We start from the raw sequence: 24278 nt of genomic DNA, 5'->3' as shown, positions 1-24278 counted from the left end.
CTTTCCTATACCCCCCGTTGAACCAATTGACGATCCCTGCCGACCTGCCGGATCCGGCGGGTGACGGCGGGGAGCACGAAATAGCGGAGCTTGGGCATGACGTTCGGCCCGATCGCCCGCCGGACCCGCAGTGCCCACCACTGCGGGAGCGTGCCGAGATCACCGACGGTCTCCGCCGCGAACGCGACGAGCTGCACGGCGACCGCGTCGCTGTAGGTGCCTTTGTCGTAGGAGCGGGCGACCCGCAGCAGCGCGTCGGTGGCGAGCTGCCGGCGCACCGTCCGCTCCAGCTGCGCCACGTCGGGCAGCCTGTTGCCCGACTCCAGCAGTGCCGATTTCTCCAGCAGGGCGAGAAATGCTCCGAGCCGCATCCGCAGGTCGCGGACGCCACCGTCGCTGTCCTCGTACGCGACCGACATGTTCGCCGCGTGCCCACGGCAGTACGCCTGGTCGGCGCCGGCGACGAACCCCACGTCACCGTGCAGCGCCACGCGCATCCACATGTCGAGGTCGCTCGTGTGCAGCAATTGCGGGTCGTAGCCCCCTACGACCTTCTGCACGGACGTCCGGGTGACCGCCGCCGGCGACGAGACGGGGTTCGCTCCCCTGGCGAACAGCGCCTTGATCCAGTCGTGCCCGCTGTGCACGACCGTCCCGCCCGCTCCGGTGCGCGCCTCGGGGAGGGGCATCTCCCCGAACCAGTCGATCGCGGCACCGTAGACCAGCGCGACGCGCGGGTCGGCCTCCATCACCGCGGTCGCCCTGCGCAGCGCGCCTGGCGTGAGCGCGTCGTCGGCCGACATCAGGAGCGTGTAGTCGGCCTTCGCCCAATCGATCACGCCCTCGGTGAAGGTGGCGATGTGCCCGCGGTTGGTCTCGTGCTCGGTGACCTCGATCCGCGGGTCGGACGCCGCCAGCTCGCGCGCGACATCCGCGCTCCCGTCGCCCGATGCGTCATCGATGATCAGCACGCGGACATCGACGCCGTCCTGCGACAAAACGGACTGCACCGCTGTCGGCAACATCTCCCCATAGCGGTAGCAGGGAATCGCCACGTCGACCGAGGGGAGCGGCACCGGGTACCTCCACTTTCACGTGCACATCACAACCGGCATGAAGCCCGGTCGTGCGTTCTAACCTTCCGCTAACCTTGACGCTCCCGTTCGACGGATCGTTGCGCTTGTGTGACGCGGATCACTTTCACTTTCGGGGTGCGTCCCGCGGTCTTTCGAAGGTCATTTACGCTGCCGGAATGAGCGTTCGTCGCAACCGCCTGGTCCGATGGGCGGGGCTCGCCGGAGTCGCGGCCTCCCTGTCCTACATCGCCGGCGACGTCCTGCTCTTCGGCGCGAAGGCGGAACCGGACGAGCATCCCGAGCTCAAGGACGTGCCCGGTGCGGGGCGTGAGGCGCTGTGGATGGTGCCGTCGTCGACGAACCGGCTCGTCGCCGGCGCGATGGCCGGTGTGCTGCCGACGCCGCTCTACCTGGCCGCCGTGTGGCACCTCTACACCGGGCTGGAGCCGGCGGGACGGCGCCGTGCGCTCCCGCCGGCGCTCGTGATGGCCGCCGGCTGGACGTGGGCGTCGTTCATCCACGGCTCCTACGCCTACGCCGGCGAGGCTTGGAAGGCGCTGGAGGACTCCGCCCCGAGCGATCCCGCCGTCCGGGCCCGGCTGATCGCGCAGGCCCGAACGGCCGCGCGGATCACCGGGCTGTCCTACGTTCCGTTCGCCGCCACGACGCTCGCGGCGTCGACGATGATCGTCGCGGCCGTGCGGACCGGCGAGACCGCCTACCCGCGCTGGGCCGCCCCGCTCGTCGCCCCGGCAGTCCCCATCGGCGCCGCGGTGGCGCTGACCGCGTCGCACGTGCTCCCCGGCGCCGCCGGCCACCGCTTCCAGGGCTCCGGCATCAGCATCGGGCACCTCGTCAGCTTCGCGGCGAGCACCGCGCTGCTGTGGTCGGGCCGGCGGGCCGCGCGGCGCGAGGTGTGAGGGCGGCCCCTCCGCCTCCGTAGTAAGGGTGCCCAGGCGGTGCGGGGGTGCCAGGAAAGTGGCTTTCCTGTCCTGTAGTGCCAGGAAAGCCACTTTCCTGGCACTCCCTGCCGTGCGGCCCTTGTCGGCCCGTCGCGTCAGGACGGCTCGCGGCGCGACTGGACGGCCTGGTAGGTGCGGCTGAGGGCCGACATGGTGCGGTCGTAGGAGCGTTGGGCGACGCCGACGAAGAGGCAGTCGATCACGGCGAGCTGGGCGATGCGGCTGGCCATGGCGCCCGAGCGGAAGGTGGTCTCGCGGGCCGCCGTCGTGAGGACGAGGTCGGCGTGGCGGGTGAGCGGCGACGGCTCGAAGTTGGTGATCGCGACGGTGCGGGCGCCGGAGCGGCCGGCGGCGCGCAGGGCGTCGACGGTGTCGGTGGTGGTGCCGGTGTGCGAGATCGCGATCGCGACGCAGTCGGGCTCCAGCAGCGCTGCCGAGGTGATGGCGGCGTGCGGGTCGGGCCACGCGAAGGCGAGCAGACCGATGCGGTTCAGCTTCTGCTGGAGATCCTGGCCGACGAACCCGCTGGCGCCGATGCCGTAGACGTCGATGCGGCGGGCGGTCGCGACGGCGTCGACGGCGGCGGCGAGGGCGACCAGGTCGAGCGTCGCGGCGGTGTCCTTGATCGCGGCGGCGTCGTTGGAGGCGATCGTGGCGACGATGTCGGCGAGCGAGGCGTCGCGGTCGATGTCGGGGGAGACGGGTACGCCGTCGGCGGCGCCGGCCGCGCGGCCGGTCTCGCTGGCGAGCGCGAACCGCAGCTCGGGGTATCCGTCGAAGCCGGCGGAGCGGCAGAACCGCATGACGGTGGCGACCGACGTCTCGCAGTGCTCGGCGAGCCTGCTGATGGAGAGCTGCGCGACGCCTTCCGGGTCGCTGAGCACTGCCTCCGCGACCCGCCGCTGCGCCGGACGCATCGACGGGAGTGCGGCGCGGATGCGGACGAGCGCGCCGTGTGCGGTCCCGGAGCTCATGGCGGAGAGCCTAGCGATAATTAGTTACATCTGATCACGGCCTGCCCGGTAACTCTTGACCTCTGATGAGCGCTGTGATGCGGTGTCCGGCATGCGACGGGGCGGTATGTGGCGGCGACCGGGCACGACACTGGGCACACTCGCCGTGGCGGCGGCGGTGCTCGTCACGGCGTGCTCGGGGGCGGGGTCCGGCGGTGGTGCGCCCGGCGGGTCCGCGGGCGGCGGTCTCGTGGTCGGCGCGACCTCCGACCCCGACACCCTGTTCCCCTGGAAGGCCACCCAGTTCCAGGCCGTGAACGTCGTGGAGCAGCTCTACAGCACGCTCACCGAGCTCGACCCCGCGCTGGAGGTCGTCCCGGGCCTCGCCGAGTCGTGGCAGGTCGCCCCCGACGGGAAGGCCGTCACGCTGACCTTGCGCAAGGGTGTGACGTTCGCCGACGGGAGCGCGTTCGACTCCGCCGACGTGAAGTCGTCGCTCGAGCGGATCAAGGCGGAGGCCACCGGCGCGGTCGCCAGGGCGAGCCTCGCCTCGGTCACGGGTGTCGACGCGCCCGACGCCAGCACCGTCGTGCTGCGCCTCTCCGGTCCGGATGCCGGCATCCTCGCCGCGCTGGCCTCGGTGAACCTCGCGATGCTCTCCAGCGACGACGCCGAGCAGGCGCTCACCGCGAAGCCCAACGGCACCGGCGCGTTCACGTTCGTCGAGCGCCGCCCCAACGAGTCGATCAAGCTGGCGGCGAACCCGACGTTCTGGGGCGGCGCGCCGAAGCTCCCGACGCTGGAGTTCCGCGTCATCCCCGACGAGACGTCCATCGTGTCCGCGCTGCAGGCCGGCAGCGTCCAGTTCGCCGCGTTCGACGACCCGCTGGTCGCGCAGAGCGCCGAGGGCTCCGGCATCACCGTCGCCAAGACCCCGCAGCTCTCCTACCACGCACTGCAGCTGAACGCGCGCAAGGCGCCGCTCGACAACCTCGACGTCCGGCTCGCGATCCAGTGCGCCATCGACCGCCAGCAGGTGCTCGACACCGCCGCGCTCGGCGAGGGTGAGGTGACCGGCCCGATCACGTCGCCGGCCTACCGCTCCGACCCGGCCGCACGGCCCTGCCCGCAGCGCGATGTCGCCGCGGCCCGCCGCCACCTCGAAGCCGCCGGGCACGGCGGCGGGCTGACGATCTCGACGATCGTGTCGCAGGGCGAGTACGCCACCTCGGTCAACGAGGCCACCAACATCCAGGCGCAGCTCGCCGAGGCGGGCATCACGCTCAACCTGGAGGTGCTGGAGTCCGGCGCGTTCGTCGACCGGTGGGTCGCCGCCGACTTCCAGAGCGCGGTGGCGCTCAACGGTGGCCGTCCCGACCCGGACGGCATGTACGGGCGCTACTTCACCAGCACCGGCAACCTCAACAAGGTCGCCGGCTACAGCTCACCGGAGCTGGACCAGCTCTTCGCCGAGGGCAAGGCGCTCGCCGACCCGGCGGCGCGCAAGGCCGTCTACGCGCGGCTCTCGCAGGAGCTGGAACGCAACGCCGCGTGGGTCTGGCTGTTCACGAGCTTCACCTACACCGCAACGACCTCCGGGGTCACCGGCTTCACCCCGATGCCGAACGCCTCGCTGAAGTTCCTGCGCACTACGGCCGTCGGCGGCTCATGATCCTGAGAGGAACGCTGGGGCATCCGCTGGTCCGGCGCCTGCTGGAAGCACTGTTCACACTCGCCGGCGTCGCCGTGCTGGTGTTCGTGATGCTGCGGGCGATCCCCGGCGACCAGATCACGGCCACCCTCGGCACTGAGGCGGCCGCGCTCACCCCCGCGCAGCGCGCGGCGCTGGAGACGTACTACGGGCTCGACCAGCCGCTCGTCGTCCAGTTCTGGACGTGGCTCGGCTCGGTGCTGACCGGCAACCTCGGCGCCTCCGAGCGCAGCGGCCGGTCGGTACTGGAAATGACGGCGAACTCGCTGCCGATCACGCTGGAGCTCGCCGTGCTGTCGCTGGTCGTGGGGCTGGTGCTGGGCGTGGGCGCCGCGATGCTCTCGGCGTCGCGACCCGATTCGGCGCGCGACGCCGCAGGTCAGGCCGTCGCGCTCGCCGGCCTCTCGGTGCCGGCGTTCCTGCTCGGCTCGGCGCTGCTGGCGGTCGCGGCTCGGTTCCTCGGCTACAACCCGAACGCCGAGCAGTTCGCGCCGCTCGTCGCCGACCCGGCGCTCAACCTGCAGCAGATGCTGATGCCCGCCCTCGTGCTCGGCTTCGGGCTCGCCGCGCCGATCATGCGGACGGCCCGCTCCGCGCTGCTGGAGACGCGCACGCTCGACTTCGTCCGGACCGCGCGCGGCAAGGGCGTGCCGCCGCGGCGGCTGCAGGTGCGCCACGTGCTGCGCGGTGCGCTCGTGCCGATCCTGACGATGACCGGGCTCCAGTTCGGCTACCTGCTCGGCGGCGCCGTCGTCGTCGAGCAGATCTTCTCGGTGCCGGGCATCGGACGGCAGGTGCTGATCGGCATCCAGCAGAAGGAGTACGCCGTCGTGCAGAGCACCGTGCTCGTCATCGCGGTGACGTTCGTGCTGGTCAACCTCGCGACGGACCTGCTGTACCGGGTGGTCGACCCACGGGTGCGTGCGACGTGACGGCCGTCGTCGACGTCGGGCGGGTCGCGCCCGGACGGCACACGATCCTGCGCCGCACACTGCGCAGCCGCACGGGCGTGATCGGCGCCGCGCTGGTCGGGCTGGTGGTGCTCGCCGCGCTCGCGAGCCTGCTCGGGGTGCTGCCGCACGACGCCGTGACGCAGGTGCCGGCGCAGCGGCTGCGCGGCCCGTCGGGTGAGCACTGGTTCGGCACCGACCAGTTCGGCCGCGACGTGTTCGCGCGCGCGGCGGGCGGCGCCGCGAGCTCGCTGCTGGTCGCCGTGGTCGCGGTCGCGATCGCAACCGCCGTCGGCACCGCGGCCGGCGTGGTCGCCGGCTTCTTCGGCGGGTGGTCGAGCCGCGTGGTCCTGGGTGTGACCAATGTGCTGTTCGCGTTCCCGCCGCTGCTGCTGGCGCTCGCACTGGCCTCCGCGTTCGACCGCACCTGGCTGACCGTCGCCGCGGCGATCGCCACCGTCTACACGCCGATCTTCGTGCGGGTCGCGCGCGGCCCGGTGCTGGCGCTGCGCGAGGCCGAGTTCGTGCAAGCGGCGACGGTGCTCGGCTTCTCGCCGCTGCGGACGCTCGCGCGGCACGTGCTGCCGAACATCGCGCCGATCCTGATCGTGCAGGTGACGCTCTCGCTCTCGTGGGCGGTGCTGACCGAGGCGTCGCTGAGCTTCCTGGGGCTCGGCACCCCGCCGCCCGCGCCGTCGCTGGGGGCGATGGTGCTGGAAGCGCGGGTGCTGGTGAACGTGGCGTGGTGGTCGATGGCCGCGCCGGGAGTCGTGATCGTCGCGCTCGTCGTGGGGCTGAACCTCCTCGGTGACGGCCTGCGCGACGCGCTCGACCCACGAGGGGGAGGCAATTCGTGATCGAGCCGGTGACCGAGAGCGTCGACCCGCGGTACGCCGCGATCGACACGGCGAGCGTCGCGGAGCTGGCGGCGCTGATGAACGCGGCCGACGCGGAGGTGCCGCGCGCGGTGCACTCCGCGCTGCCGCAGATCGTGCCGGCGATCGAGGCCGTGGCCGTGCGCATGCGCGCCGGCGGGCGGCTGCTGTACGTCGGCGCCGGCACGCCGGGCCGGATGGGCGTGCTCGACGCGTCCGAGTGCCCGCCGACGTTCGGGACCCCGCCGGAGCTGGTCCGCGGCATCATCGCGGGCGGCGACGCGGCGATGTTCACCGCGCAGGAGGGCGTCGAGGACGACGAGGGCGCCGGGCGGGCCGCGATCCTCGCTGAGGAGGTGGGCCCGGCCGACTCGGTGCTGGGGCTCGCGGCGAGCGGCCGGACGCCGTACGTCGTCGCGGCGGTGGCCGAGGCGCGCACGCGCGGCGCGCTGACCGTCGGGCTCTCCTGCAACAGCGGCGCGGTGCTCAGCGCGGCCGCCGAGCACGCGATCGAGGTGCTGGTCGGCGGCGAGGTGCTCGCCGGATCGACCCGGCTGAAGGCCGGCACCGCGCAGAAGCTCGTGCTCAACATGTTCTCGACGATCGTGATGGTCCAGCTGGGCAAGACCTACGGGAACCTCATGGTCGACCTGACGGTCACCAACGCGAAGCTGCGCGAGCGCGCGATCCGGATGGTGAGCCGGGTGACCGGCGCGTCGGCGGGCGAGGCCGCCGCCGCTCTCGAAGCGTCAGGGATGCGGGTGAAGCTCGCGATCCTGCGCATCGAGAAGGGCCTCGACGAGGAGGCGGCGCTCGCCGAGCTGGCGTCCGTGGGCGGGCGCCTGCGGGCAGTGCTGGAGGGTGCCGCGATGGAGGGTGCGCCGTGAACGTCCTCGGCATGATCTCCGGGACCTCGCACGACGGCATCGACGCGGCCGTCGTCAGCTTCACGCTGGAGGGCGATGTATTGCACGGCGACGTCACGGCCACGTCGAGCACGCCGTACGAGCCGCGGTTGCGGGAACGGCTGCGGGCCGCGCTGCCGCCGGCCCCGACGACGCTCGCCGAGGTGTGCGAGCTCGACACGCTGATCGGGCAGGCGTTCGCCGCCGCTGCCGCGGGCATGGGACCGGTCGACGCCGTCTGCTCGCACGGCCAGACGGTGTTCCACTGGGTGCGCGGCGTGCACGCGCTCGGCACGTTGCAGCTGGGGCAGCCGGCGTGGATCGCGGAGCGGCTCGGCGTCCCGGTGGTCTCCGACGTGCGGATCCGCGACATCACCGCGGGCGGGCACGGCGCGCCGCTGGTCTCCTACCTCGACACCCTGCTGCTCGCAGGGCTGCCGGGGCGGGCGGCTGCGCTCAACCTGGGCGGCATCGCCAACGTCACGGTGCCGGATTCGGCCGGCGGGCCGCTGGCGTGGGACATCGGCCCGGCCAACGCGCTGCTCGACGCCGCGGTCCTGCGCACGGGCGCCCACCCCGCCGGGTTCGACGTCGACGGCGCGATCGCCGCGCGCGGGCACGTCGACGACAACCTGCTCGCCGCGCTGCTCGCGGAGCCGTACTACGCCCTGCCCGCGCCGAAGAGCACCGGCAAGGAGCTGTTCCACGACGGCTACCTCGGCGAGGCGCTCGCCCGCCACGGCCGGCCCGTCGAACCGGCCGACCTGATCGCGACGCTCACCGCGCTCACCGCCCGCACGGTCGCCGACGCGGTGGCCGCGGCCGGTGTGGCCACCCTCGTCGTCTCCGGCGGCGGCGCGGCCAACCCGACGCTGCTGCGGATGACGGCCGACCGCCTGCCCGGCGTGCGGATCACGCGGTCCGACGAGCTTGGCGCGCCCGCAGCCGACAAGGAGGCGATCGCGTTCGCGCTGATCGGCTGGCAGACGCTGCACGGCGTGCCGGCCACCCTGCCGAGCGCCACCGGCGCGACCGGCGCGAGGGTGCTGGGCACGATCACGCCCGGTGCCGGGCCGTTGCGGCTCCCGGCGCCGGTCGCCACACCGACGGCGCTGCGGCTCACGGTGGCTACATGAACTCGCCGGTGCTGGAGGTGCACGACCTCGCCGTCGCGGCCGGTCGGAAGCATCCGGTCGAGATCGTGCACGGCATCGACCTGACGCTGCGCGCGGGCGAGACCGTCGGTGTGGTGGGGGAGAGCGGCTCGGGCAAGTCGGTGACGATGCTCGCCCTGATGCGGCTGCTCGGCGAGCCGCTGCACATCAGCCGCGGGCACGTCCGGTTCCGCGGCCAGGACCTCGCCGCGCTGCGCGAGCCGGAGATGCGCTCGCTGCGCGGCCGTGAGATCGCGATGGTCTACCAGGACCCGATGACGTCGCTGAACCCGTTCATGCGGGTCGGGGACCAGGTGACGGAAGCGCTGCTGGTGCACGGCGTCGACGAGGGGAAGGCGACCGCGCGATGCCTGGAGCTGTTCGCGCGGGTCGGCATCCCCGATCCAGCGCGGACGGTGCGGGCCTACCCGCACGAGTTCTCCGGCGGCATGCGGCAGCGGGTCGTCATCGCGATGGCCCTGGCGCTGCGCCCGGCGCTGCTGATCGCGGACGAGCCGACGACGGCGCTCGACGTCACCATCCAGCAGCAGATCCTGGGGCTGGTCGCCGAGCTGCAGCAGGAGATGGGCATGGCGACGATCTGGGTGACCCACGACCTCGGGGTGGTCGCGCGGCTGGTCGAGCGGGTGGTCGTGATGTACGGCGGGCACGTCGTCGAGGACGCCCCGGTGGCCCAGCTGTTCGCCGCGCCGCAGCACCCGTACACCGAGCGGCTGCTGGCGTCGTTGCCGAACCCGACGGGCGAGCGGGCGCCGCTCGCGCAGATCCCGGGGCGGCCGCCGCTGCCGTCGGAGCACGTCGAGGGCTGCGCGTTCCGGCCGCGGTGCCCGCAGGCGCGCGACGTCTGCGCGATGCCGCCGCCGCTCGTGGACCGGGCCGCGGGCCGAGCCGCCTGCTGGGTGCCGCCGCACGAGTGGAGCGCGTGATGCTCGACGCCGCCGGCCTGGTCAAGCGCTACCCCGTGCGCGGATCCGACGCGCAGGTGCACGCGCTCGACGGGGTGTCGGTGCGCCTGGACGCGGGCGAGACGCTCGGGATCGTCGGCGAATCGGGCTGCGGCAAGTCGACGCTCGCGAAGGTGCTGGTGCGGCTCGTCGACCCGACCGAGGGCCGCGTCGTGCTCGACGGCGTCGACCTCACCGGGCTGCGCGGGCCGGCGCTGCGGGCGCAGCGGCGGCGCATCCAGATGGTGTTCCAGGACCCGTACTCGTCGCTGGACCCGCGGCAACGGGTCGGTGCCGCGCTCACCGAGGTGCTCGCCGTGCACCGGATCGGCTCGCCCGGAAAGCGTCCGGGCCGGGTCGCGGAGCTGCTCGACCTGGTCGGCCTGCCCGCCGCGTTCGCCGAGCGGCTGCCGCACGAGATGTCGGGTGGGCAGCGCCAGCGGGTCGGGATCGCGCGTGCGCTCGCGGTGGAGCCGCAGGTGCTGCTGCTCGACGAGCCGGTCTCCGCGCTGGACGTCTCGGTGCGCGCCGAGGTGATGAACCTGCTGGTCCGGCTGCGTGCCGAGCTGTCGCTGGCGTACCTGTTCATCAGCCACGACGTCGCGATGGTCCGCCAGATCAGCGACCGCGTCGCGGTCATGTACCTCGGGAAGGTCGTGGAGGAGGGCGGCTGGCGGGAGGTGCTGGACGACCCGCGACACCCCTACACACGCGGCCTGCGCGACGCCGTCCCGGTGCCCGACCCGACGGTTGCGGCACCGCTGACGGCCACCGTCGCCGGCGAGGTGCCCGACCCGGCGGACCCGCCCTCCGGCTGCCCGTTCCACCCCCGCTGCCCGCTGGCGCAGGACGTCTGCCGCTCGACGGTGCCCGAGCTGCGCGTGATCGACAGCGCCATCGACAGCGCCATCGACAGCGCCATCGACAGCGCCGACGCAGGCGGGCGCCGGGCCGCCTGCCACTTCGCATGACCGCCCTGGACACCGCGGTCGACGGGCTGCGCGGCTCGGCGCCGGGGATATGCCTCGCGGTGCGCGGCGGCGGCGTCGACGACATCGTGGTCGCCGGCGATCGGCAGGTCTTCGGCGCTCGTCTGCCGTTGACGGCGGGCACGAGCTTCGACATGGCGTCGATCACCAAGGTCGTCGCCACGACCGGTTCGTTGATGGCGCTGGCGGACGACGTCCGGCTCGACGACCGGGTCGGCCGGTTCCTGCCCGGTTTCGTCGCGGACGCGACGGTCGAGGACCTGCTGCTGCACCGCGCCGGCCTGTGGGACTGGTGGCCGTCCTACTGCGACGCCCGCTGCGTCGACGAGGGCGAGCGGGCCGACGAGGGCAGGCGGCTGGCCCGCGAGCTGCCGCTGCGCTACGAGCCGGGCTCGGGCCGGCACTACTCCGACATCGGGTTCATGCTGCTCGGGCAGGTGGTGGAGGCGGTGACCGGCTGCCGGCTGGCCGACGCGGTCGCCGAGCTGGTCCTGCGGCCCGTCGGCATGGAGCACACGGCGTTCGCCGCGCCGGTCGGCGACTCGGCCTCCACCTCGGGCGCCGACGGCGTCGCGGCCGGCTCGCAGGGCGACGACATCGAGCGGCGGATGCTCGCCACCGGCGAGCCGCACCCGGTGCCGCGCGGGCCCGCCGACTTCGACGGGTGGCGCGAGCACCTGATCGTCGGCGAGGTGAACGACGGCAACGCCTTCCACACCTTCGGCGGCGTCTCCGGGCACGCCGGGCTGTTCTCCACGGTCGAGGACCTGCTGCGTTTCGGGCAGGCCCTCTGCGCCGGCGGCCGGCCGTGGCGGCCCGACGTGCTCGCGGCATACCTGGCCGCCGGTCCGGACCCCGGCCAGTCGCGGGGCTTCCGCTCGTGGAGCACGACCGTCGGCACCTGCACCGCCACCGCCTACGGGCACCCCGGATTCACCGGCACGACCGTCGCCGTGCTGCCCGAACACGGCGCCACCGTCGTGCTGGCGACCAACCGCCTGCACGTGGAGGGCGCCGTCGCCTTGAACGAGACGATGTGGGTGCCGGCGCTGCATGCCGCGCACGTGGAGCTGCACAGGGTGTGAGGGCCGTGCGTGCGTCCGGGGCGCGTCGGGGTGAGGGCAGGAAAGCCACTTTCCTGCCCTGTGAGGGCCGGAAAGTGGCTTTCCTGCCCTTCCGTGCACCGCGGCCCGCGGCGCGCCGGTGAATCCGGGCCTGCTCACCGGTCGCGTGGGCGGGCGACGGATGCGGGGCGCACAGAGTGCCGGGAAAGTGGCTTTCCCGGCCCCACACGCCGGGAAAGTGGCTTTCCAGGCAGTCACCCGGCCACCGGTCGACGCGGGTGTGGCTCCGCTACCCCGCGCGGTGCACCTCGACCCCACGCGCGTAGGTGCGCTCCACCCCCGTCGTGGCGATCTCGCCGACCGGGAGGGTGAACGGGTCGCGGTCGAGCAGCGTGAGGTCGGCGGTGCGCCCGACGACGATCGATCCGGTGTCCGGGAACCCCGCCACGGCCGCGGACCCGGCGGTGTAGGCCCGCAGCGCCACGGCCAGCGGCAGCGCCTGCTCGGGTCCGAGCGGGGGCGTCCCGGCCGGGGCGGCGCCGTCGATCCGATTGACCGCGACGTGGATCGCCGCCATCGGGTCGGGGGTGCTGACCGGCCAGTCGCTGCCCATCGCGAGCGGCGCCCCGCTGCGGTGCAGATCGCCGAACGGGTACTGCCACGTCGCGCGCGGCTCCCCGAGGAACGGCAGCGTGAGCTCGTCCATCTGCGGCTCGTGCGCGGCCCAAAGCGCCTGGATGGTGGCGGTGACGCCGAGCCGGTGGAAGCGCGGGAGGTCGTCGGGGTGCACGACCTGCAGGTGCGCGACGTGGTGGCGCAGCCCGCCCGTGCCGTTGGCCCGCCCGGCCGCCTCGACGGCGTCGAGCACGTCGCGCACGGCGCGGTCGCCGATCGCGTGGAAGTGCACCTGCAGGCCGGCTGCGTCGAGCGCGGTCGTGACCGCGGAGAGCAGCTCGGCGTCGAGGAACCCGATGCCGCGATCGCCCGTCGGGTGGCCGCAGCGGTCGAGGTAGGGCTCCAGCATCGACGCCGTGAACGTCTCGACCACGCCGTCCTGCATGACCTTGACGGTGCCGGCGCGGTAGGCCGGGCCCGTCCGGCCTGCCGCGACCAGCCGCGCGACCTGCTCGGCGACGCCCTCCGGCGCGCAGCCGCGCTCCCACCACATCGCTGCCGAGACGGTGGCGGTGAGCCGCCCGTCCCGCTCGGCGCGCAGGTAGGCCTCGTGCACGCCGGGCCCGGCGGCCAGGACCTCGACCCACGCGTCCTGCCACGCCGTCACGCCGTGCGCATGCAGGTAGCGCTGGCCCTCGATCAGCGCCGCGTCGAAGTCCTCCTGGGTGTCCGGCGGCGCGACCGCGCGCACCAGCTCGGCGGCGCCCTCGTGCAGCAGCCCGGTCGGCTCGCCGTCGGCGTCGCGCTCGATGCGGCCGTCGGGCGGGTCCGGGGTGAGCCGGTCGACACCTGCTTTGCGGAGCGCCGCGGTGCTCACCCAGCTGGAGTGGTGGTCGCGGTTGGGCAGCAGCGCGGGCCGGTCGCCGACGACGGCGTCGAGCAGGTCGCGCGCCGGGCGGCCGCCGGGGAAGGCGTCCATCGACCAGCCGCCGCCCAGCACCCACTCCTCGTCGGGGTGTCGACGGACGTGGTCGCGGATGATCCGTTGGTAGTCGCGCAGGGTCGCGGCTTCCGCGAGGTCGCAGCGGATCCGCTCCAGCCCGCCCATCACGGGATGCACGTGCGCGTCGACGAAACCGGGCACGAGCAGCCGGCCGTCCAGCTCGACGACCTCGTCGGCTGCGCCCAGGTACGGCTCGACCGTGCGATCGCCGCCCACCGCGACGATCTGCCCGTCCCGCACGGCGACCGCGCTGGCGATCGTGCCGGCGGCGTCGGCAGTGAAGATCGGCCCTCCGCGGAACACCCTGGTCACGGCGGTGTCGGTCACGTGGATCCCTCCCGAGGGGTAGAGCGTGGTGGTGGGACGATGCGGGGGTGGAGAACGCCGGACGCAGAGCGCCGACCTTGAGCGCGGACACCATCGTCACGGCCGCACTCGATCTTGCCGAACGCGAGGGCCCCGCCGCGCTCACATTGCGCAGGCTCGGCAAGGAGATGGGCGTCGACGCGACGGCGTTCTACCGGTACTTCCGCGACAAGGACGAGCTGGTGCTCGCCGTCGGCGACCGCATGATCGGGTCGGTGCTGGAGCAGGTGCGCTCCGCGCAGGGGGACTGGCGCGACGTGCTGCGGGCCGTCGCCGCAGCGTTCCAGCGTCAGGTCGAGGTGCGGCCCGCGGTGTTCAGCATGATCTTCGCGCGCGTCACGGGCGGTCCGGCCGAGCGCAAGGTCGTCGAGCTGATCCTCGCAGCGCTGGCGCCGCTGGGCCTCCCGACGGAGCGCGCCGCGCTGCTGTACCGGCTGTTCGTCGACACGCTGCTCTCGCTCGGGGGCATGGCGGCCACGGTGCGGACGCTGCCGCCGGAGATCGTAGAGAAGGACGAGACCGCGTGGTCGCGCGTCTACGCCGGGATGCCGCACGCCGACTTCCCCGCGACGCGTGAGCACGCGAGCGCGCTGGTCGGGGTGACCGACGACGGCGTGTACGCCGCAGCGGTCGATGCCTTGATCGCCTTCATCGAGGCCGAAGCGGGCGCCGCGGGGGTGCGGTGACCGACGAGGAGCTGGTGGTCGCCTTCGCGTTGACCCGGATCGACCACCCGGGCCTGGAGCTGGAGGAGATCGCCGCGCTCGTCGTGCGCAGGGCGGGCCCGGACGAGGTGCTCCAGCTGGCGTCGCAGAACCTCGCGGTGCGCGACGAGCTGCGCGGAGGCGTGTTCGAGTCGGCTGTGGAGTACGTCGTGCGGATGGTGCTGAAGCTGAGGGATGCGGACGACTGAGCCGCGCAGGCACCTGATGGAATATGCAGGTGAGGCTCACCTTCCTTCCTGTCCTGTTATCGATCGCGGTCGTGCTCGCTGCGTGTGGAGCTCCCGCCGCCGCGCCGTCGACCCCACCCACCCCCGCCCCGGCCACCGGCGATCAGCAGTGGGTTGCGCCACGCACCGTCCCGGCCGGGATGGGCAGCCCCGCCCCCGACGGGGTGTTCCCGCGCACCGTCACGCACTTCGGTGGTGTCACCGAGATCCCGGCGGCGCCGCTGCGGGTCGTCGTGCTCAGCACCGGTCAGCTCGACGGCCTGCTCGCGCTCGGCGTCACACCCGTCGGCACCACGATCGCCGCCGACGTCGTCACACCCACGCCGCGCTACCTCTCCGAGGCCTTCCCCGACCGCGCCGACGCGCTCGCGACGATGACGGTGCTAGGGCTGCGCGACTCGCCGAACCTCGAGGCGATCGCCCGCGTCGATCCCGACCTGATCCTGGGCAACAAGGCCGGCGTCGAGGAGTTCTACCCGGCGCTCTCCGCGATCGCGCCCACCGTCCTCACCCAAGGCACCGGCGTGAACTGGAAGCAGGACTTCCTGCTGGTCGCGCACGCGCTGGGGCGCGCGCAGCAGGCGCAGCAGATCCTCGACACGTTCGCGACCGACGCCGCCGCGCTCGGCGACCGCGCCGGCGGCGCCACGACCGTCTCCTTCCTCCGGATCACCGGCGACCGCATCCGCGTGTACGGCGTGCCGTCGTTCACGGGCTCGATCGCGCAGGACGCCGGCCTGCCGCGGCCGCCGGCGCAGACCTTCACGTCGACGTCGCAGGACATCAGCACCGAGGAGCTGGCGAAGGGCGACGGCGGCCGCCTGTTCTACGGCGTGCAAGGTGACGCGCCGGAGATCATGGGCAGCGAGCTCTGGAAGCGCATCCCCGCCGTCGCCGAGGGCCGCGCGGTGCGGGTCGACGACGACGCGTGGTACCTCAACGCCGGCCCCATCGCGGCGCGGCTGGTGCTGCGGGGGATGGAAGACGCGCTCGCCCGCTGACGCCTCGGCAAGGGCGCCCCGCCCTCCCCGTGCACCCCAGGGGAGGGCAGGAAAGCCACTTTCCGGCCCTCACAAGGCAGGAAAGTGGCTTTCCTGCCCTCGCTGGCGCATCGCACACACTCCAGCTGGCCCCCACGGCCCGGGCCGGCCGCGGGGTTGCTCGTCCACGGCGGCGCACCTGAGCCGCACGCGCAACGCAGACGTTGCCAGGAAAGCCACTTTCCTGGCGCCACTGGACAGGAAAGTGGCTTTCCTGGCAACGCGTGCGTCGCGCCCTCGGGGGTGCTACGTCCGCCGAGCCCGCATCGTGAGCGCGGTCGTGACGGCGAGGACGAGCGTGCCGACGGTCTCGACGACGAGCGTCGTGGGGACGAGGGTGAAGTCGAGCGTCTCGGTGATCCCGAACAGGCCGACGGTCAGCGCGAGCACGAGCGACAGCAGCGTGCCTGCCATGAACAGCAGGCTCAGCACGCTGGAGATCGTGAGCAGCGTGCCGCGGGTGGCGAGCATCGCGATCGCGAGCACGAGCCCGCCGATCCCGTTCAGGATGAACAGCACGCCGAGGATGCCGCCTACCCCGTCGAACACGAGGTAGACGTGGATCACGGCCATGGCGAGCAGCAGGAGCGCGCTGAGCGCTTTCCAGATGAACGCCGGGCTGCTGTGTTCGGGACCGGTTCGGTGTGAGCCGCTCGACCGCGATATCGATGTCATGATGACCTCCGGGTGATCTCCGGGTGCGTCCGCACTTCCTACACGTATCGGAGCCGCCGGCGGTTCACCGAACTTCGGTAGCCGGCACCGCGCGTAGCCGAACGGACAGGTAGCCCATCTGGATCCCGGGCAGGGCGGTCACCGCGAAGTGGCCGCGCAGGGTGCGGAACCCGCCGTCCGAGGCGTGGATGCTGTCGGTCGCGGGTCCCACGTCGGCGAGCACGACGTTCGTCCCTCCGCAGCCGCCTGCCGGGCGCGGCTCGCCAAGCGGGCACTCGTCCTCCAGCGTGAGGTGGTCCTGCTCGGTGGGGCCGTCCTCGACGCGCTGGACGTCCGCGTAGACGACCGACCCGTCGTGCTGGAACAGGAACTCGCCGAAAGCACTGGCCTCGGCGGCGGTGTCGATCGGGCCGGTGAAGCGGGGAACTTCAGGCGCAGGCGCGGGCGCAGCGGTCGGTTGCGGTTGCGGCGTCGCCGGTGAGCCGGTTGCGATCGCGTAGCCACCGGTGGCGGCCGCGGCGACGAGCACGACGGCGGCCGCGGAGGCGAGGAGCCGCCGCCGCGACGTCCGAGGCCTGGGCGCGTGCAGCGGTACCGCGTTCGGCCAGACGTCGCGCAGCACGGTCGTCGCCGCGGCGTACGGATCGCGCGCGCCGGGCAGCAGGAGGCGCAGCAGGCCGTCGGGTGTCGGGCGCTGCGACGGCTCGTGGGCGACGGCGGCCCGCACCGCGACGTCGACCGTGGCCGGCATCCCGTCGAGGTCGGGCGTGCCGTGCACGACCCGGTAGAGCAGCGACTCCGGCTGGTCGGCCGTGCCGTACGGCGGGCGGCCGGTCGCGGCGAAGGCGATCGTGAGGCCCCACGAGAAGACGTCGGACGGCGGCCCGGTGCCCGCCCCGGTGATCTGTTCGGGGGACATGTAGCCGGGGCTGCCGATCACGAGCCCGCTGCGGGTCGCGCTGGTGGCGGCGGGCACGGCAGCGATGCCGAAGTCGATGACCTTGGGCCCGTCCGGGCCGAGGATGACGTTGGCCGGTTTGAGGTCGCGGTGCACCACCCCGGCGGCGTGGATGGCGGCGAGCGACTCGGCGAGCCCGGCCGCCAGCGCGTGCACGGCAGGTGGCGCGAGCGGGCCGTGCAGCGCGACGGCGTCGGAGAGCGAGGGGCCGTCGACGAATTCGACGGCGAGCCACGGACGGGGCGCGTCGGCGTCGGCGGCGAGCAGCTTCGCGGTGCAGCCGCTCCCGACCGCCCGCGCAGCGCGCACCTCGCGGCGGAAGCGGGCGCGGAAGTCGGGCTCGGCCGCGATCTCCTCTCGGATCAGCTTGACCGCGACCCGCGTGCCGTCGGCGGCGTGCCCGCGGAACACCACCCCCATCCCGCCGGCGCCGAGCCGGCCGTCGAGGACGAACCCGCCGACCTCGGTGGGATCGCCGGTCAGGAGGGGCTGCACGCGCACACCGTACGAGCCGCACCCCGGCCGGACATCCGTGGAGCTGCGGAGATCCGCCGTGTTGCGAGGTCCTACGGCGCGTAGTAGCGTCCGAATTGGTTGTCGAAGCAATTCGGGGGGATTTGACGTGCTTTCTCGCGCTGGGCGCTCCGTGTCTTTTTTGTTGGCGGGCGCGCTTGCTTTTTGTGCTTTGGCATTTGCGGCGCCGGCATCAGCTGCCGAACCGTGGAACTGCCCGGAAGGCAAGCTCTGCATGTGGGCGACCGTCGACACCAGCCTGCCGCCGGACATGACGTGGGAGCCGGCCGACGGCGTGAAGGTGCAGCTCGACGACAAGGTCTACCTGAAGCTCGTCGCGTTGTTCAACAACGGCGGATTCACCGGCTGCTATTTCCAGGGCCACGAGGGCAATGTGTATGCCTTCCCCGGCGACCAGTGGAACGACCTGCGGGGCAGCAGCCAGTACGACACCACCGACATCGGAGTGTGCCCCTCGATCACCGGCTGAGTCGGTGCACGTGCTCGGCTACGCGCCGAGCACGTGCATGTGCGCCGACTGGAGTTCCTGGCCCGGCCGCACGCCGAGGTTCTCGGCCAGCTCGGTGCGGATGCTCTCGAACAGCGTCAGCGCGTTGGCCCGGCGGCCGCTGCAGGCGAGCGCGATCATCAGCTTGGCGATGAGGGCCTCGTGCAGCGGCTCGTCGGCGATCACCGACCGCAGCCGCGAGATGGCCGCCCCGCAGTCGCCCGCGGCGTGCGCGGCGTCGGCGTAGCGCAGTGCGACGGTGAGCCGGCGTTCGGAGAGCGCCACCGCTGCCGGGTGGCTGCGCAGCGCCGAGGGCGCGTCGGCCAGCACCGGTCCGCGCCACGCGTCGAGCGCGTCGGCGTAGGCGGCGGCCGCCGCGGCGTGATCGCCCCGCGCCTGGTGGCGGCACGCCACATCGGTGGCCGCCGCGCTGCGCCCGGCGTCGATGCACTCCGGGGCGACGGTGAGCATGTAGCCGCCGGAGAGGACGTCGAGTGTCGGGGTTGCGGTGGTGGAGCGGCGCTCGGCGTCGAAGAGCCTGCGCAGGCGCGTGATGTAGGTGTGCACGAGGTTGATCACGCTGGGCGGTGGGTGGTCGGCCCAGAGCGTGTCGACGATCTCGCCCCGGCCGACCTTCTGGTTGCCCTGCAGGGCGAAGAGGCAGAGCAGCGAGTGCAGCATCGGTGAGGTCAGCCGGATCTCCCCGGCCGCGCCGAGCAGCTGCAGGTGGCCCAGGATGTTGATCTGGAACCGCGGCGTGCCGTCCATCCCGAGCGCAGCCGTCAACCTGCGGACCGAAGCCGCGTGCGGCGCCACGGCGCCGAGCTCGATGTTGCGGATCGAGCGCTGGCTCAACCCCGTGTGCGTGGCCAGCTCGGCCTGCGTCCAGCCCAGGTGCTGGCGACGGGCCCGGATCTTCTGTCCGAAAAGCTCCGGCATCGTCGACATGCTCCTCGCTCGTGGGACCCCGTCAGCCGGCTTTCGTGACGGTCCGGATGCGTACATGGGTCAAGGATGAAGATGCCCACTGTTAGGACTCTGTCCACTCACTGTCAGTGCAGGTCGGCACCTGTTCAGCGGGTCGTGCCGGCAGAACTTCCCCACCGTTTTGCCAACCTGCAGACCCTGCAGGGCGTGCAGGTTGGCAAAACGGTGGGCAAGTTGCGGGGGTGGGCGGCGGGGCGGGGTGGGTCAAGGCCGGGTGAGGACGAGCATCTCGTCGCCGCCGCGTTGGAACTCGTACTCGACGCGCCGCACGTCCGACCGGATGCCGCGCTCGGCGAGCCGGCCGAGGAGCGCGTCCAGCCCGGGGTGGGGTTCGCCGTCGACGTGGCCGAGCAGCGGGAAGAGCCGGACCTCCACGCGTGACACTCTGACCAGCTCGCACAGCGCCGCGAGGTGGAACTCGTCGTCGAACCGCTCACCGTAGGTGAACAGCAGGTGCGAGCTGAGCACCAGATCGAACGCCCGGTCCGGGAACGGCAGGGCGGGCAGCGCGCCCGCGACGTACCGCTCCGGACGTGCTCGCAGGTCGGCCGCGAAGGCCGTGGCCGCCTCCTCGCGGCGGCGCCGGTGGTCGTCCGGGTCGCGGAACCACGTCCAGACGAACCGGTGCGCGTGGTCGAGCATGAACCGGTTGCCGCGGCCGGCGTCGGCGACCGCCTGCTCGCCCAGCCCGGAGCGGTCGCCCGCGTAGACCGGGTCGACGGCGACGGCGTCGATGCCGCGCTCGCCCGCGCCTGCGACGAACGCGGCCGCGCCGCCGGGGCAGTCGAGCACGCGGCCTGTGAGGTCGGCATCGGTCAGCGCGAACATCGCGCGGTACTCGTCGAACGATCGTGCACTGACTAGGAAGGGGCCGATGTCGGGCATCGGACCATCATGGTCATCGGGCGGGGACACGGCTCCCCGATTTCGGGGGAGCCGCGTCCCGCCCGTGGGGGATCGCGCGCGCTCAGCGCACGGGGGCGCCCGGGCCGAGGGGAATACCCAGTGCCCACCACACGAGGAACAGCGCCGTCCACACCACGGTCATCGCGACGGCCAGCGGCAGCGTGTACGACGCGAGCGTGCCGATGCCCGCCGACTTGCGATAACGCTGCAGGAACCCGAGCGCCATGATGAAGTACGGGCTCATCGGCGTGATCGCGGTCGAGCCGGAGTCGGCGATCCGGAACAGCGCCTGGGTCGTCTCCGCCGGGATCGCCACGAGCATCAGCATGGGCACGAGCACGGGTGCCGCGATCGACCACATCGCCGAACCGCTGGTGACCATGATGTTGACGAGCGTCAGCAGCACCAGCACCAGCAGGAACACCACGACGATCGGTGCGCCGGTGGTCCGGATCAGCTCGGCCGCCGAGACCGCGAGCACGTCGCCGACGTGCGTCCAGTCGAAGTAGGCGAGGAACTGCGCGATCGCGAAGAACAGCACCAGCACGGGCGCCATCTGCTTGATGCCTTCGAGCATCAGCCGGGGCACGTCGCGCAGGCTGGCGATCGAGCCCGATCGCAGGCCGTAGACGATGCCGGTCAGTCCGAACAGGAACGCCACCACGGCGGCGATGCCGTCGAGCAGCGGCGAGTCGACGATGCTCCCGCCCTCACCGCGCAGCGGCGACGACTCCGGCAGCACGATCGCCACCACCACGAGCACGGCGACGAGCAGTGCGATCCCGGCCAGCCGCAGCGCCGTGCGCTCGCGCGGCGCGAGGGTGAGCTGCGTGAGGTCGTCGTCGGGCGCGTCGGGGTCGGGGTCGAGGTCGGGCCGTTTGCTCAGCACCAGCCGCGTCATGACGGTGATCACCGCAGCGAGCACCACCGACGACGCGATGTTGAAGAACCAGTTGCTGACCGGCGTGACGACGACGCTCGGGTCGACGATCTGCGCCGCGGCCGTCGTGATCCCCGCGAAGATCGCGTCGTTTGGCGTGGGGATCGGGCTGGCGTCGTAGCCCGACGCGATCGCCGTGTACGCGACGACGATGCCCAGGATCGGCGACCGGCCCACCGCGCGGAACGCGAGCCCGCCCAGCGGCACCAGGATGATGTACGCGGCGGCGGAGGCGACGTGCGCGACCGTCCCCGCGAACGCCACGGCGAACACCACCCAGCCCGCCGGCACCCGCGCGACCCCGACCCGCATCGACGCGGCGAGGAACCCGCTGCGCTCGGCGACGGCGACGCCCATGATCACCACGACGATCGTGGCCATCGGCGGGAACTCGGCGAAGTTCTCGACCATCGTCGAGACCGCCATCGCCAGCCCGTCGCCGCTGAGCAGGCTGCGGACGGCGACAACCTCGTTGTCGCTCGGCGACACCACCGAGACGCCGATGCCGGCGAGCACGGCGCTGATCACCGCGAGCACCGCCGAGAGCAGCCAGAACAGCCAGAACGGATGGGGGAGCGCGTTGCCCCACCGCTCGACGACGGCCATCGCGCGCACGATGCGCGGCAGCCGGTCCGTGTCTTTCGTGGGCACTTCAGGTTCTGTGCTGGTCACGGTTCCTCCTCGCTCGTTCACGGCCGGACGAGAACGTGGCTGCGCAGGAAGTCCCAGATGACCTCGTGCGCTTCGATGGTCTGGGTGGTGACCCCGCCGCCGCTGTAGATGTCGGCGCCGGGCCAGGTGTGGCCGCCGTTGTCGACCGCGACGTGCTGCACCTCGGCGCCGCGCGAGCAGCCGACCCAGCGGGTCGTCGTGATGTCCGGCTCGATCCGCTTCGGAGGCGTCTGGACGCGGCAGCCGTCGCGCTTCGCCCATGCGGCGACCCAGTCGGGGATCGCCGGCAGCCCGCGGTCGGCGTCGCCGGGGTACGGGATGGTGGCGTCGGCCGTGCCGTGCAGCTCGATCACCGGCACCGGGCGGGACGGGCGGCAGTCCTCGCCCGTCGGGTAGAACGCGCCCGCGACCGGCGCGATCGCGGCGATCCGGTCGGCGAGCCGGCAGGCGAGGATTCCGGTGAAGCCGGCCCCGTTCGACTTGCCGGTCGCGTAGACGCGCCGGTCGTCGACGCAAACGGTCGCCTCCAGGCGGTCGAGCAGGTCGTTGGTGAAGGCGACGTCGTCGACACCGGGCGCCGAGTATGGCGCCCCCTGCCAGGCCTGCCGGTCGCCGTCGCCCGTCCCGATCACACCGTCCGGGTAGGCGACGACGGCGGGCAGCGTGGAGAGCTTCGAGAACTCCTCGGTGCCGGCACCGGTGTTGCCGCGCCCGTGGTAGGCGACGATCAGCGGGTACGGGCGGTGCGGGTTGTAGTCGGCCGGCAGGTGCAGCTGGTAGGTGCGGTCGCGGCCGCCGCTCTGGATGGTGTGGCGGGCACTCGTGCCGGGCTGCTGCGGCGCGGCCTGGCCGCAGCCTGCGGGGCGCTTCGCGGCCTGGGCTGCGACCTGGGCTGGGGTGTCGGCCGCGGCCGGGGCGGCGACCAGCGTGGCGGCGACTGCCGCGCCGACCAGCGCGATCGTTGCGCGCATTACCGGGCGGGGGAGGGACATCGTTGTTCCTTTGCGGAAGCCGGAAGAGGGCAGGTTCGAGCGGGCGACGGCGCCCCCGCGCCACCGCCTTCGTGCAGATATCCGTCGTGCGGTTAGGTCTTGAGCCAGTCCGTGGCGAATGCGGTGATGGCCTCGACGATCGCCTCGACGATCGCGAGCCCGTCGGTGGCGGTCGCGCGGCGCGGATCGCCGAGGACGCCGGTGGGTGCGAGCCGGTCGTAGCGCACCGTCAGGTTGGGTGCACCGGGCCGGCGGGCGAGCGCGCTGAGCGGGTCGAGCTCGGCGCGGCGGGTGGTGCCGGCGGTGAGCCGGTCGGGGTGTACGAGGTGCGGGGCGAGCGCGAGCATCTGCGCGGTCTCGGCCTCGCCGGAGTGGCCGTGCACCTCGCTGACGGCCATGTCGGCGACGACGCCGGCGGCGAGCGGGGTCAGCGGGGTCCAGGCGAACTCGACGTCGGGGCGGGCGGTGAGCAGGTCCTGCGCAACGGTCGAGAGCGCCGCGCCGTTGCCGCCGTGCCCGGTGATCACGAGGAACCGGCGCCAGCCGTGCGCGTGGAGGCTGTCGACGTACTCGCGGACCAGTGTGGCGAACGTGCTGGTGGTAAGGGTGACTGTGCCGGCGAAGCCCATGTGGTGGGGTGAGACGCCGACCGGGATCGTCGGGCCGATCACCGCGCCGCCGTCGAGGCGCTGCGCGACCAGCTGCGCGACGTGCTCGGCGCGGACGGTGTCGGTGCCGAGCGGCAGCCCGGTGCCGTGCTGCTCCAACGCGCCGGCGGGCAGGATCACCAGCGGGCTGGCGGTGACCGCGGCGGCCGCCTCGACGGTCGTCATGGTCGCGAGGGTGAGCGGCGCGAGGGTCGGCGTGCTCATGACGTGATCGCCTCGCGGATCGCGGTGAGGTGCTCCTGCGTGAGCCGCTGTGCGCGATCGGCGTCACCGGCGCGGACGGCGTCGAGGATCTCCAGGTGCTCGGCGTGGTCGCGCGTGCGGTTGTCGTAGCGGTGCCGGATCTCGATCTGCTCCTGGACGCGGACGTGCAGCAGCGCCTCGACCGTCTCGCGCAGCAGCGCGTTGCCGCTGGTGGCGGCGAGCGCGACGTGGAAGTGCACGGCGGGGCGCAGGTCGCCGTCCGGCGGGTGCAGCGCGTTGGACGCCGCGGCCTCCAGCTGGACGAGCCCGTCGGCGTCGCGCGCACGGGCCGCAGCGGCCGCGATCGACGGCTCGAGCACGAGCCGGGCCTCGACGAGCTCCAGCACCGCCGCGCTGTCGACCTGCGGGCGGTGCGGGTTGGCGAGCAGCCTGCGGTCGATCCCCGGGCCGACGTAGGTGCCGGAACCGTGCCGGAACTCCACGACGCCGGTCGCCTCGAGCCTGCGCAGCGCCTCGCGCACCGTCGGGGTGGTGACGGAGAAGCGGCGGGCGAGGTCGCGCGACGACGCCAGCACGTCGCCGGTGGAGAGGTTCTCGGTCCTGATGATCTCGACGATGTCGTCGGCGAGACGCTCGGAGAGTGTCGGCTCGGTTCGAGTCACCTACTGACTAAAT

The 24278-nt window shown here is 73.0% G+C and carries 24 protein-coding genes; 13 read left to right on the top strand and 11 right to left on the bottom strand.

All coding sequences use genetic code 11. The features are described from left to right. Positions 1 to 5: 5 nt before the first annotated feature. A complete protein-coding gene (locus LL648_RS22190; RefSeq protein WP_232664572.1) occupies positions 6 to 1076 on the bottom strand; it encodes a glycosyltransferase family 2 protein in 1071 nt (356 codons plus the stop codon). A 176-nt stretch (positions 1077 to 1252) separates the two neighbouring features. Here LL648_RS22190 and LL648_RS22185 point away from each other — a divergent pair, with 176 nt between their 5' ends. Then, entirely contained in the window at positions 1253 to 1996 is a 744-nt protein-coding gene (locus LL648_RS22185) for a DUF6796 family protein (RefSeq protein ID WP_232664571.1), read from the top strand. Positions 1997 to 2133: 137 nt separating this feature from the next. On the opposite strand, the gene LL648_RS22180 is transcribed toward LL648_RS22185, so the two are convergent. Further along, positions 2134 to 3012 (bottom strand): MurR/RpiR family transcriptional regulator, encoded by an 879-nt coding sequence (locus LL648_RS22180; protein WP_232664570.1) that lies wholly within the window; start codon positions 3010 to 3012, stop codon positions 2134 to 2136. Positions 3013 to 3103: 91 nt separating this feature from the next. Here LL648_RS22180 and LL648_RS22175 point away from each other — a divergent pair, with 91 nt between their 5' ends. Genes LL648_RS22175 through LL648_RS22140 form a run of 8 tightly spaced genes read left to right on the top strand, consistent with a single transcriptional unit; the run spans position 3104 to position 11625 of the window. Then, complete coding sequence (locus LL648_RS22175; protein WP_232664569.1) at positions 3104 to 4663, top strand: ABC transporter substrate-binding protein; 1560 nt, start codon at positions 3104 to 3106, stop codon at positions 4661 to 4663. Then, the gene (locus LL648_RS22170) at positions 4660 to 5634 is read left to right on the top strand and encodes an ABC transporter permease (RefSeq protein ID WP_232664568.1); all 975 of its coding nucleotides are present in this window, start codon (positions 4660 to 4662) and stop codon (positions 5632 to 5634) included. Before LL648_RS22175 ends, LL648_RS22170 begins: the two co-directional genes overlap by 4 nt. Continuing rightward, positions 5631 to 6509: an ABC transporter permease gene (locus LL648_RS22165; RefSeq protein WP_232664566.1), complete on the top strand. Its 879-nt coding sequence runs from the start codon at positions 5631 to 5633 to the stop codon at positions 6507 to 6509. The genes LL648_RS22170 and LL648_RS22165 overlap by 4 nt, the downstream gene beginning before the upstream one ends. Next, positions 6506 to 7414: an N-acetylmuramic acid 6-phosphate etherase gene (gene murQ / locus LL648_RS22160; RefSeq protein WP_232664565.1), complete on the top strand. Its 909-nt coding sequence runs from the start codon at positions 6506 to 6508 to the stop codon at positions 7412 to 7414. The genes LL648_RS22165 and murQ overlap by 4 nt, the downstream gene beginning before the upstream one ends. Further along, positions 7411 to 8568, top strand: a complete 1158-nt coding sequence (locus LL648_RS22155) for an anhydro-N-acetylmuramic acid kinase (RefSeq protein ID WP_232664563.1) — start codon at positions 7411 to 7413, stop codon at positions 8566 to 8568. Before murQ ends, LL648_RS22155 begins: the two co-directional genes overlap by 4 nt. Continuing rightward, the gene (locus LL648_RS22150; protein WP_232664562.1) at positions 8565 to 9533 is read left to right on the top strand and encodes an ABC transporter ATP-binding protein; all 969 of its coding nucleotides are present in this window, start codon (positions 8565 to 8567) and stop codon (positions 9531 to 9533) included. Before LL648_RS22155 ends, LL648_RS22150 begins: the two co-directional genes overlap by 4 nt. Beyond that, entirely contained in the window at positions 9533 to 10522 is a 990-nt protein-coding gene (locus LL648_RS22145; protein WP_232664561.1) for an ABC transporter ATP-binding protein, read from the top strand. Before LL648_RS22150 ends, LL648_RS22145 begins: the two co-directional genes overlap by 1 nt. Then, positions 10519 to 11625, top strand: coding sequence for a serine hydrolase domain-containing protein (locus LL648_RS22140; protein ID WP_232664560.1), 1107 nt, complete (start codon positions 10519 to 10521; stop codon positions 11623 to 11625). Before LL648_RS22145 ends, LL648_RS22140 begins: the two co-directional genes overlap by 4 nt. A 268-nt stretch (positions 11626 to 11893) precedes the next feature. Here LL648_RS22140 and LL648_RS22135 read toward each other — a convergent pair whose 3' ends face one another. Then, positions 11894 to 13549: an amidohydrolase gene (locus LL648_RS22135; RefSeq protein WP_232664558.1), complete on the bottom strand. Its 1656-nt coding sequence runs from the start codon at positions 13547 to 13549 to the stop codon at positions 11894 to 11896. A 47-nt stretch (positions 13550 to 13596) separates the two neighbouring features. On the opposite strand from LL648_RS22135, the gene LL648_RS22130 reads away from it, so the two are divergent. The 3 genes from LL648_RS22130 to LL648_RS22120 are packed head-to-tail and all read left to right on the top strand — an operon-like array spanning position 13597 to position 15541. Next, positions 13597 to 14274, top strand: a complete 678-nt coding sequence (locus LL648_RS22130; protein WP_232664557.1) for a TetR/AcrR family transcriptional regulator — start codon at positions 13597 to 13599, stop codon at positions 14272 to 14274. Then, positions 14271 to 14501, top strand: a complete 231-nt coding sequence (locus LL648_RS22125; protein ID WP_232664555.1) for a hypothetical protein — start codon at positions 14271 to 14273, stop codon at positions 14499 to 14501. The genes LL648_RS22130 and LL648_RS22125 overlap by 4 nt, the downstream gene beginning before the upstream one ends. 29 nt (positions 14502 to 14530) lie before the next feature. Further along, on the top strand, positions 14531 to 15541 hold the full coding sequence (locus tag LL648_RS22120) for an ABC transporter substrate-binding protein (RefSeq protein ID WP_232664554.1): 1011 nt from the start codon (positions 14531 to 14533) through the stop codon (positions 15539 to 15541). A 285-nt stretch (positions 15542 to 15826) separates the two neighbouring features. Here LL648_RS22120 and LL648_RS22115 read toward each other — a convergent pair whose 3' ends face one another. Both LL648_RS22115 and LL648_RS22110 read right to left on the bottom strand, forming a co-directional pair. Beyond that, positions 15827 to 16255: a hypothetical protein gene (locus LL648_RS22115; protein WP_232664553.1), complete on the bottom strand. Its 429-nt coding sequence runs from the start codon at positions 16253 to 16255 to the stop codon at positions 15827 to 15829. 64 nt (positions 16256 to 16319) lie between these two features. Next, positions 16320 to 17708: a serine/threonine-protein kinase gene (locus LL648_RS22110; protein WP_232664552.1), complete on the bottom strand. Its 1389-nt coding sequence runs from the start codon at positions 17706 to 17708 to the stop codon at positions 16320 to 16322. Positions 17709 to 17859: 151 nt separating this feature from the next. Between LL648_RS22110 and LL648_RS22105 the strand changes: the two genes are divergently transcribed. Continuing rightward, the gene (locus LL648_RS22105) at positions 17860 to 18216 is read left to right on the top strand and encodes a hypothetical protein (protein ID WP_232664551.1); all 357 of its coding nucleotides are present in this window, start codon (positions 17860 to 17862) and stop codon (positions 18214 to 18216) included. Positions 18217 to 18234: 18 nt separating this feature from the next. Here LL648_RS22105 and LL648_RS22100 read toward each other — a convergent pair whose 3' ends face one another. From LL648_RS22100 to LL648_RS45310, 6 genes are all read right to left on the bottom strand, one after another. Next, positions 18235 to 19173 carry a BTAD domain-containing putative transcriptional regulator gene (locus LL648_RS22100; RefSeq protein WP_232664550.1) on the bottom strand — a complete coding sequence of 313 codons (939 nt, stop codon included), beginning with the start codon at positions 19171 to 19173 and terminating at the stop codon, positions 18235 to 18237. A gap of 252 nt (positions 19174 to 19425) precedes the next feature. Next, positions 19426 to 20106, bottom strand: coding sequence for a methyltransferase domain-containing protein (locus LL648_RS22095; protein ID WP_232664549.1), 681 nt, complete (start codon positions 20104 to 20106; stop codon positions 19426 to 19428). A gap of 82 nt (positions 20107 to 20188) precedes the next feature. Next, positions 20189 to 21673: an AbgT family transporter gene (locus tag LL648_RS22090; protein ID WP_232664613.1), complete on the bottom strand. Its 1485-nt coding sequence runs from the start codon at positions 21671 to 21673 to the stop codon at positions 20189 to 20191. Positions 21674 to 21756: 83 nt separating this feature from the next. Further along, on the bottom strand, positions 21757 to 22731 hold the full coding sequence (locus tag LL648_RS22085; protein WP_232664546.1) for an alpha/beta hydrolase family esterase: 975 nt from the start codon (positions 22729 to 22731) through the stop codon (positions 21757 to 21759). A gap of 92 nt (positions 22732 to 22823) precedes the next feature. After that, on the bottom strand, positions 22824 to 23603 hold the full coding sequence (locus tag LL648_RS22080; RefSeq protein WP_232664545.1) for a creatininase family protein: 780 nt from the start codon (positions 23601 to 23603) through the stop codon (positions 22824 to 22826). Then, on the bottom strand, positions 23600 to 24265 hold the full coding sequence (locus LL648_RS45310) for a FadR/GntR family transcriptional regulator (RefSeq protein WP_232664543.1): 666 nt from the start codon (positions 24263 to 24265) through the stop codon (positions 23600 to 23602). The genes LL648_RS22080 and LL648_RS45310 overlap by 4 nt, the downstream gene beginning before the upstream one ends. Between the last annotated feature and the right edge of the window lie 13 nt (positions 24266 to 24278).

Source organism: Pseudonocardia sp. TRM90224 (genome assembly GCF_021245725.1).
In the GTDB taxonomy this organism is placed as follows: domain Bacteria; phylum Actinomycetota; class Actinomycetes; order Mycobacteriales; family Pseudonocardiaceae; genus Pseudonocardia.
Note: the sequence above shows the minus strand (reverse complement) of the source record. Positions and strands in the feature narration are given on the sequence as shown.